This is a genomic window from Gammaproteobacteria bacterium (genome assembly GCA_003696665.1).
Lineage (GTDB): Bacteria > Pseudomonadota > Gammaproteobacteria > Enterobacterales.
In genome coordinates this window covers 1-6608 of the sequence record RFGJ01000046.1, presented here as the reverse complement: position 1 = coordinate 6608, position 6608 = coordinate 1, and the positions used below count along the sequence as shown (strand labels likewise).

Genomic DNA, 6608 nt, shown 5'->3' with positions numbered 1-6608 from the left:
CTCCCGAAGTCGCGTCAACCCCCCTCCATCACTCAATCCATTTGGGGTTCCGCCACCTTCAGGACAACTCGCCGTCCTCAAAGGTGCGCGCAATTATAGGCTGAATTACTCACAATGCAAGATCTTTTTTCCGGAATTTTTTCGTACGTTTTTTTTGGTTAATTTTTGTTCATATATAGACGTAATTGACACGTTGCGAGACGCTGCACAATAGCTCATATGGAATCGTTCCCGCAGCGGCCGCGACCTTCTCAACCGGAAGTTCTTTTCCCCACAGGACCACAGGATCGCCGATCCCGACATCATCTCGTTGGCCAATATCAATTGCAATCATGTCCATTGAGACGCGCCCGGCCAATTGGTGAACCTCACCGGCTACCCAAACCGGTGTTCCATTTTGGGCATGGCGTGGGTAACCATCGCCATAACCAATTGCCGCAATCACCACATTAGTAGGACGCTTTACCACCCAAGTGGCGCCATAGCCGACCACATCGCCTGGGCTCAATCGGTGTTTAGCGATGACACGTGTACGCAAGGTCATGGCGGGGATGAGACCAATATCGCTGCCGATTTGTGACGGGTTCGGTGAACAGCCATAAAGCATGAGTCCCGGTCGAACCCAATCGCCAAGGGCCTGCGGAAAATTAAGAATAGCCGCCGTATTGGCAGCACTCAGCCGGCCGCCTTTACCAGCTGCCGAACTGAGAAATTGATGCCATTGCCGTTTTGTCATCGGATCGTTGGCGATATCGGCATTAGCAAAATGCGTCATGAGGCCAGGTGGGTTGTCAATATGGGGGCATCGCACAAGGGCCTGATAGACCTGCTCCACCCTGTTGAGCGGGAAGCCCAAACGATTCATCCCGGTATTGCATTTAATCCACACTCGTACTGGTTGGCTGAAAGGAAAGGCGAGCAAGTCCCTTAATTGTGCCTCACAGTGAATCACCAATTCGAGTCCAAGACGTTCGGCAACAGCCAGTTCACTTGCTTCGAACGGCCCTTCGAGCAACAAGATTGGGTTCCGAATTTCATTAGCGCGCAACACCGCAGCTTCTTCAACACACGAGACAGCGAAACCATCCACTTCGTGCCGCAGGATATTAGCGACTTCTGCCAAGCCATGGCCATAGGCATTCGCTTTGACCACAGCCCAGATGCGGCGGTGGCCAATTCGTTGGCGCACAACACGCACGTTGTGCACCAGTGCCTGTCCATCGACCACAGCCTGTGCCGCCCGCATTGTTAAACCTCATCGTATCTTTCGGGTTCTGCCAAATTATCGAAGCGAGTCCATTTCCCATTGAACACCAACTTGATGGTGCCAATGGGACCGTTCCGCTGTTTGCCAATAATAATCTCAGCGATGCCTTTATCTGCCGTGTCTTTATGGTAGACCTCATCGCGATAGACAAACATAATCAAGTCGGCATCCTGCTCAATCGCACCAGACTCCCGTAAATCTGCCATAACAGGTCGCTTATCCCCACGCGTTTCCAGCCCCCGGTTGAGCTGTGATAGTGCAATGACTGGCACGTTGAGTTCCTTAGCCAGTGCTTTTAGCGATCGTGAAATTTCAGAGACTTCAAGCGTGCGGTTTTCCGCCATTCCCGGCACGCGCATCAGCTGTAGATAGTCAATCACAATCAGCGACAGGCCGCCATGCTCTCGCGCCAGCCGCCGTGCGCGTGAACGCACCTCAGTCGGCGTCAAGCCAGGCGAATCATCAATGTAAAGTTTACTTTGCGACTCAAGCAAGCCAATGGCGCTGTTGATGTTCGTCCAATCGGCTTCGGTCAGACGACCTTTCCGCAAATTCGACTGATCGACCCGTGACAAAGCTGAAATTGAACGCATGATCAATGCTTCCGCCGGCATTTCCATACTGAACACCAATACAGGCTTCTTTTCCTTGATTGCCACATGGTCGGCGATATTCATCGCAAAAGTAGTCTTTCCCATAGACGGTCGACCGGCGATGATCACAAGATCCTGAGGTTGCAAGCCACTGGTCATCTTATCGAGGTCAGTGAATCCGGTGCGAATACCTGTGACCCCCCCTTCTGCGGTTTGGTATTCTTCAATTCGGTCGAGCACGCTCTGCAGTAGCTCCTGCACACCTCGCGGACCTGCGTCGTTTTTTTCACGTTCTTCAGCAATTCGAAATATCTGGGACTCCGCGTAGTCCAGTACATCAGCAACGGCATGCCCTTCCTGTGACAAGCTTTTCTCAACTATCGCATTCGCCGCGCTCACCAACTCACGGAGCACCGCTTTTTCGCGAACAATCTTGGCATAGGCACGCACATTGGCGGCGCTTGGTGTATTTTTCGCCAATTCCGCGAGATAAGGCAGGCCACCGGCATCCTTGGCAAGCCCTTCCCGCTCCAGAAAATCATGAATGGTAATAACATCCAGCGGCTCACTTTGTGACGCCAGCGCCGTCATCGCACGAAAAATTAACCTGTGGTCATGGCGATAAAAGTCACGCTCGACCAACAAGTCGCTCACACGATCCCACGCATCGGGATCGACAAGAATGCCCCCCAAGACCGACTGTTCGGCTTCCACAGAATGGGGAGGTGTTTTCAGATACTCAACAGTTTGCGGCTTGGACGAGGTCATGGTGCTAGAAGGTCATCATGTCGGACGAATACTTTACCGCAAAAGGTACTTTTTCCGAAACAAGTATCGAACGATGATATAAAAACACCGCCAGCAGCGGCGGTGTTTTTATCAGCAAGCGTTGTGTTTACGCGCGCTCTGCGGCAACCACAATCACTTTGATTCTAGCGTCAACATCCGTGTGCAGCGACAGCTCGATGTCATATTCACCGGTTGAACGAATGACCCCGAAAGGCATCATAACTTCTCGGCGAGTCACTTCCACGCCTGCTGCCGCTGATGCCGCGTCAGCAATATCGGCCGTACCAACAGAGCCAAAAAGTTTGCCTTCCTCGCTTGCTAAGCGCTCAATTTTCACTTCCAACCCGTTGAGCTTATCAGCTCTGGCTTGTGCTGCCGCACGCGCTTCTGCTGCAGCCTTCTCCAGTTCCGCGCGACGCTGCTCAAACATGGCGATATTTTCTTTTGTCGCGCGAACTGCCTTACCTTGGGGAATGAGATAATTACGCGCATAACCGTTTTTCACACTCACGGTATCCCCAAGTTTTCCGAGTTTCCGGATGTCTTCCAACAGGATTACGTCCATAGCTGTGACCTCAAATTCGTTGCCTGCTCAGCATTGAGCAGAAGATAACATACCAACCGATTCGACTATTTATGTTGGTCCGTGTAGGGCAACAATGCCAAAAAGCGAGCACGTTTGATCGCTGTTGCCAACTGGCGTTGATACTTTGCCGACGTCCCAGTGATCCGGCTCGGCACGATCTTGCCAGTTTCGGTAATATAGTTTTTGAGCGTCGCCAAATCTTTATAGTCGATTTCGGTGACCCCTTCGGCCTTGAATCGGCAGTATTTGCGACGACGGAAATAGCGTGACATATCAAATTCTCCTTAGGCCTGGTTACTCAGCCGCCTCTGACGGGGCGCTCTCTTTGGTTGTTTGCACACTGACCGTTTTGCGATCATCGCTCTTTGCCATTGGGCTAGGCTCGGTGATCGCCTCGTTACGGCGGATGATGAGATTACGCAAAATCGCATCGTTGTACCGGAATGCTGCTTCAAGTTCATTCAATGCGTCTTGCGTGCATTCAATGTTCATCAAAACGTAGTGTGCCTTGTGCAGTTTGTTGATCGGGTAGGCCAGTTGACGCCGCCCCCAGTCTTCTAGGCGGTGTATTTTGCCACCGTCGCGCGTTAGCATTTCGGTGTATTTTTCGATAAGTGTCGGCACCTGATCGCTCTGATCTGGGTGCACCATGAATACTACTTCATAGTGTCGCATTGCATTTCTCCTCTCGGCTTGCAGCCACTCCGGTATCACCGGATGCAGCAAGGAGTTAAAAAACGAGTTTTCGCTCGGCAATTTGCCGAGGGGTGCGGATCTTACAGAAAAAAAAGACCTGTCGCAACCGACTTCCGTGGCCACAAAAAAAATTAGGCGCGCCGTCGCGCGCCTCTAAACACTGAGCATCAAGAGGCTTTTTTGATCTCGATGACGCGTCCCTGTTCTTCTGATTTAATCTGACGAGGCAGCGTGATGGTCAAGACGCCATTCTTAAATTGTGCTTCGATATGTTCGGCGTCTGCGTCATCTGGCAGCGTTAATACACGCTCGAAGCGTCCATAGCTCCGTTCAATTTGATAAACGTTTTCGTCCTCGGTTTTCCGTTCAAGTTGTTTTTCACCACGAATCACCAGGCGGTTACCCACGAGCTCTAATTTGATGTCCTTTTCGTCCACGCCCGGCAACTCGACGTCAATTTCATAGTTTTTGTCGCCGCCTCGAATATCGACATTCGGTCGGAACAAAAGCTGTCCCGCACCAAATGCTGCTTCAGTAGCCAACGGTGCGGTCATTCCAAATGAGTGGAAGACATGGTCAAAAAGACGATCCATATCCCTTTGTAATTGATTAAATGCCTCCAACCAAGAACGCGAAGCGCTCATGGTCATGAGTGCGTTTTCGTTGTGAGTTTGTTCATCTTTAAACCAATTCCAAGGTACGAGTTTTTTGACGTTCATAACTCACACCTCCTTTCAAATTGGCCTAATAACGAACGACTTACAAACTAAAACGGCGCAGGCCTTCTTTCGCCTGCGCCGCTTATATAGGGTCAACTTGAAATTTTTCAAGGGGTTTAATTAACCCGGGAAAGCACTCAGGCAATAGGCCAGCAACCAGCCAGGCACGAGTCCTAACCCCAACATTAGCAGACCATTCACACTCATTAAGAGACGTAATCCAGAGTTCGCTTCTATCGGCGTCTCTTCACTCGGCGGATCAAAATACATCACCTTTGCCACCCTCAGATAGTAGTAAGCACCGATGAGCGAAAACACGACAGCATGAATGGCAAGACCTACGTAGCCGGCATTCAGGGCCGCCATGATTACCTCAAGCTTTGGCCAGAAACCAACAAAAGGTGGCACGCCCGCGAGCGACATCATGGTAAACAGTGTCATCGCGGCATACCATGGACTGCGTTTAGCAAGTCCAGCAAAATCCTCCAGCCGATCTGATTCAAATCCAGCCCGCGACAGGAAAATAATAATGCCGAACGATGCCAAGGTCATCACCGCATAGACGAGAATATAAAACATTGATGCGGCGTAACCATCGGCATTGCCCGCAATAATTCCCATCAGGAAATAACCGACGTGGCTGATGGCTGAATAGGCTAGCATTCGCTTCAGGTTCCACTGGGAAATCGCAACAACGTTACCCAGAGCAATCGACAAGTACGCCAGCACAAGCAATAACGGCTGCCATTCGGTTATAGCCGACGACAGTCCGTCAACCAACAAGCGCATCAACATTCCGAAGGCAGCAATTTTTGGTGCCGAGCCCATGAAAAGCGTCACTGAGGTGGGTGCACCATGGTACACGTCCGGCAACCACATATGGAATGGCACCGCACCCAGTTTGAATGCAAGACCTGCGACAATAAACACAACGCCAAACTTGAGCATCAGGGGTTGCTCGTTCAATTTTGTCAATGCGTCAGCAAAGGCCTGCAAACCAATTTCCTGGGTCGCGCCATACAACAGCGACATGCCATACAACAAAAAGCCGGACGCCAGCGCACCCATCACGAAATACTTGATGGCCGCTTCCGAGGCTTTTGGATTGTCTCTCTCCATGGCCACCATAGCGTAGAGTGGCAACGACAAGAGCTCCAAGCCTAAATATATGACGAGCAAATTATGGGCGCTGACCATAACCAGCATCCCAAGCACGGCAAACATCGCCAGCATATAATATTCGCCACGCAAAAACTTGCGCTCGTTAATGTAATTAGGCGCGTACGCCAATGCCGCCATTGCCACAATGAGGATTGCACTTTTTAAGATGATGGAAAGGTTGTCGACAACCCAAAAACCATCATACAGCACGGTTTTTTCTGTCCCATAAGATTGCATCGTCAACAACAGCGTCACAAACAGTGACGCTTGCGAAAGCCACAGCGTCAACCGGCGCTGCTTATCTTTTTGAAACAAGTCAACCACCATGACCACACAGGCCATGGTAAGTAGGAAGATTTCAGCCGACAGTGGCGCAAGGTTAGGATTCGCAAACATTAGTGGCACACTCCGTTGGTCATAGTTGCCAGTTTTGTTTCAATACCGCAACGTAACAGATGCTCAACACTGGGTTGGACGACCTCAACAATTGGCTGCGGCCACAACCCAAACAGTAGGGTGAAAAGCGCCAAAACCGCGAGGATAAGCCATTCTCGTCGATTAATGTCCGTCAGCGATTTGACACTTTCTTTGACGGCGTCACCAAAGAACACTCGCTTATACATCCACAGCGTATAGGCAGCACCAAGGATCAAGGTGGTTGCCGCGAAGAAAGCAACCCATATATTCGCTTGGTAGGACGACAGTATTACCCAAAATTCACCCACAAAGCCGGATGTGCCGGGCAGTCCTGAATTTGCCATGGCAAATAACATGGCAAAGGCGGCAAATTTCGGCAT

At 50.7% G+C, this 6608-nt stretch carries 8 protein-coding genes; all 8 read right to left on the bottom strand.

Going from position 1 to position 6608, the window contains the following annotated elements; all coding sequences use genetic code 11:
* Positions 1-169 precede the first annotated feature (169 nt).
* Complete coding sequence (gene alr / locus D6694_01385; protein ID RMH47846.1) at positions 170-1246, bottom strand: alanine racemase; 1077 nt, start codon at positions 1244-1246, stop codon at positions 170-172.
* A gap of 2 nt (positions 1247-1248) precedes the next feature.
* The gene (gene dnaB / locus D6694_01380; GenBank protein RMH47845.1) at positions 1249-2628 is read right to left on the bottom strand and encodes a replicative DNA helicase; all 1380 of its coding nucleotides are present in this window, start codon (positions 2626-2628) and stop codon (positions 1249-1251) included.
* 127 nt (positions 2629-2755) lie between these two features.
* Positions 2756-3214 (bottom strand): 50S ribosomal protein L9, encoded by a 459-nt coding sequence (locus D6694_01375; protein RMH47844.1) that lies wholly within the window; start codon positions 3212-3214, stop codon positions 2756-2758.
* 65 nt (positions 3215-3279) lie between these two features.
* Positions 3280-3507 (bottom strand): 30S ribosomal protein S18, encoded by a 228-nt coding sequence (rpsR, locus tag D6694_01370; protein RMH47843.1) that lies wholly within the window; start codon positions 3505-3507, stop codon positions 3280-3282.
* A gap of 22 nt (positions 3508-3529) precedes the next feature.
* Positions 3530-3910, bottom strand: a complete 381-nt coding sequence (locus D6694_01365; protein RMH47842.1) for a 30S ribosomal protein S6 — start codon at positions 3908-3910, stop codon at positions 3530-3532.
* A gap of 188 nt (positions 3911-4098) precedes the next feature.
* Positions 4099-4650 carry an Hsp20/alpha crystallin family protein gene (locus D6694_01360; protein RMH47841.1) on the bottom strand — a complete coding sequence of 184 codons (552 nt, stop codon included), beginning with the start codon at positions 4648-4650 and terminating at the stop codon, positions 4099-4101.
* A gap of 120 nt (positions 4651-4770) precedes the next feature.
* Positions 4771-6207: an NADH-quinone oxidoreductase subunit NuoN gene (gene nuoN, locus D6694_01355; protein RMH47840.1), complete on the bottom strand. Its 1437-nt coding sequence runs from the start codon at positions 6205-6207 to the stop codon at positions 4771-4773.
* Positions 6207-6608: NADH-quinone oxidoreductase subunit M (locus D6694_01350; GenBank protein RMH47839.1), on the bottom strand; the 402-nt coding region annotated here is incomplete at its 5' end. The genes D6694_01350 and nuoN, both read right to left, overlap by 1 nt.

Coding starts and splice junctions, on each gene's coding strand:
- D6694_01360 (RMH47841.1), bottom strand. CDS start 4,650: ATGAACGTCAAAAAACTCGTACCTTGGAATTGGTTTAAAGATGAACAA.
- D6694_01365 (RMH47842.1), bottom strand. CDS start 3,910: ATGCGACACTATGAAGTAGTATTCATGGTGCACCCAGATCAGAGCGAT.
- dnaB (RMH47845.1), bottom strand. CDS start 2,628: ATGACCTCGTCCAAGCCGCAAACTGTTGAGTATCTGAAAACACCTCCC.
- D6694_01375 (RMH47844.1), bottom strand. CDS start 3,214: ATGGACGTAATCCTGTTGGAAGACATCCGGAAACTCGGAAAACTTGGG.
- alr (RMH47846.1), bottom strand. CDS start 1,246: ATGCGGGCGGCACAGGCTGTGGTCGATGGACAGGCACTGGTGCACAAC.
- rpsR (RMH47843.1), bottom strand. CDS start 3,507: ATGTCACGCTATTTCCGTCGTCGCAAATACTGCCGATTCAAGGCCGAA.
- nuoN (RMH47840.1), bottom strand. CDS start 6,207: ATGTTTGCGAATCCTAACCTTGCGCCACTGTCGGCTGAAATCTTCCTA.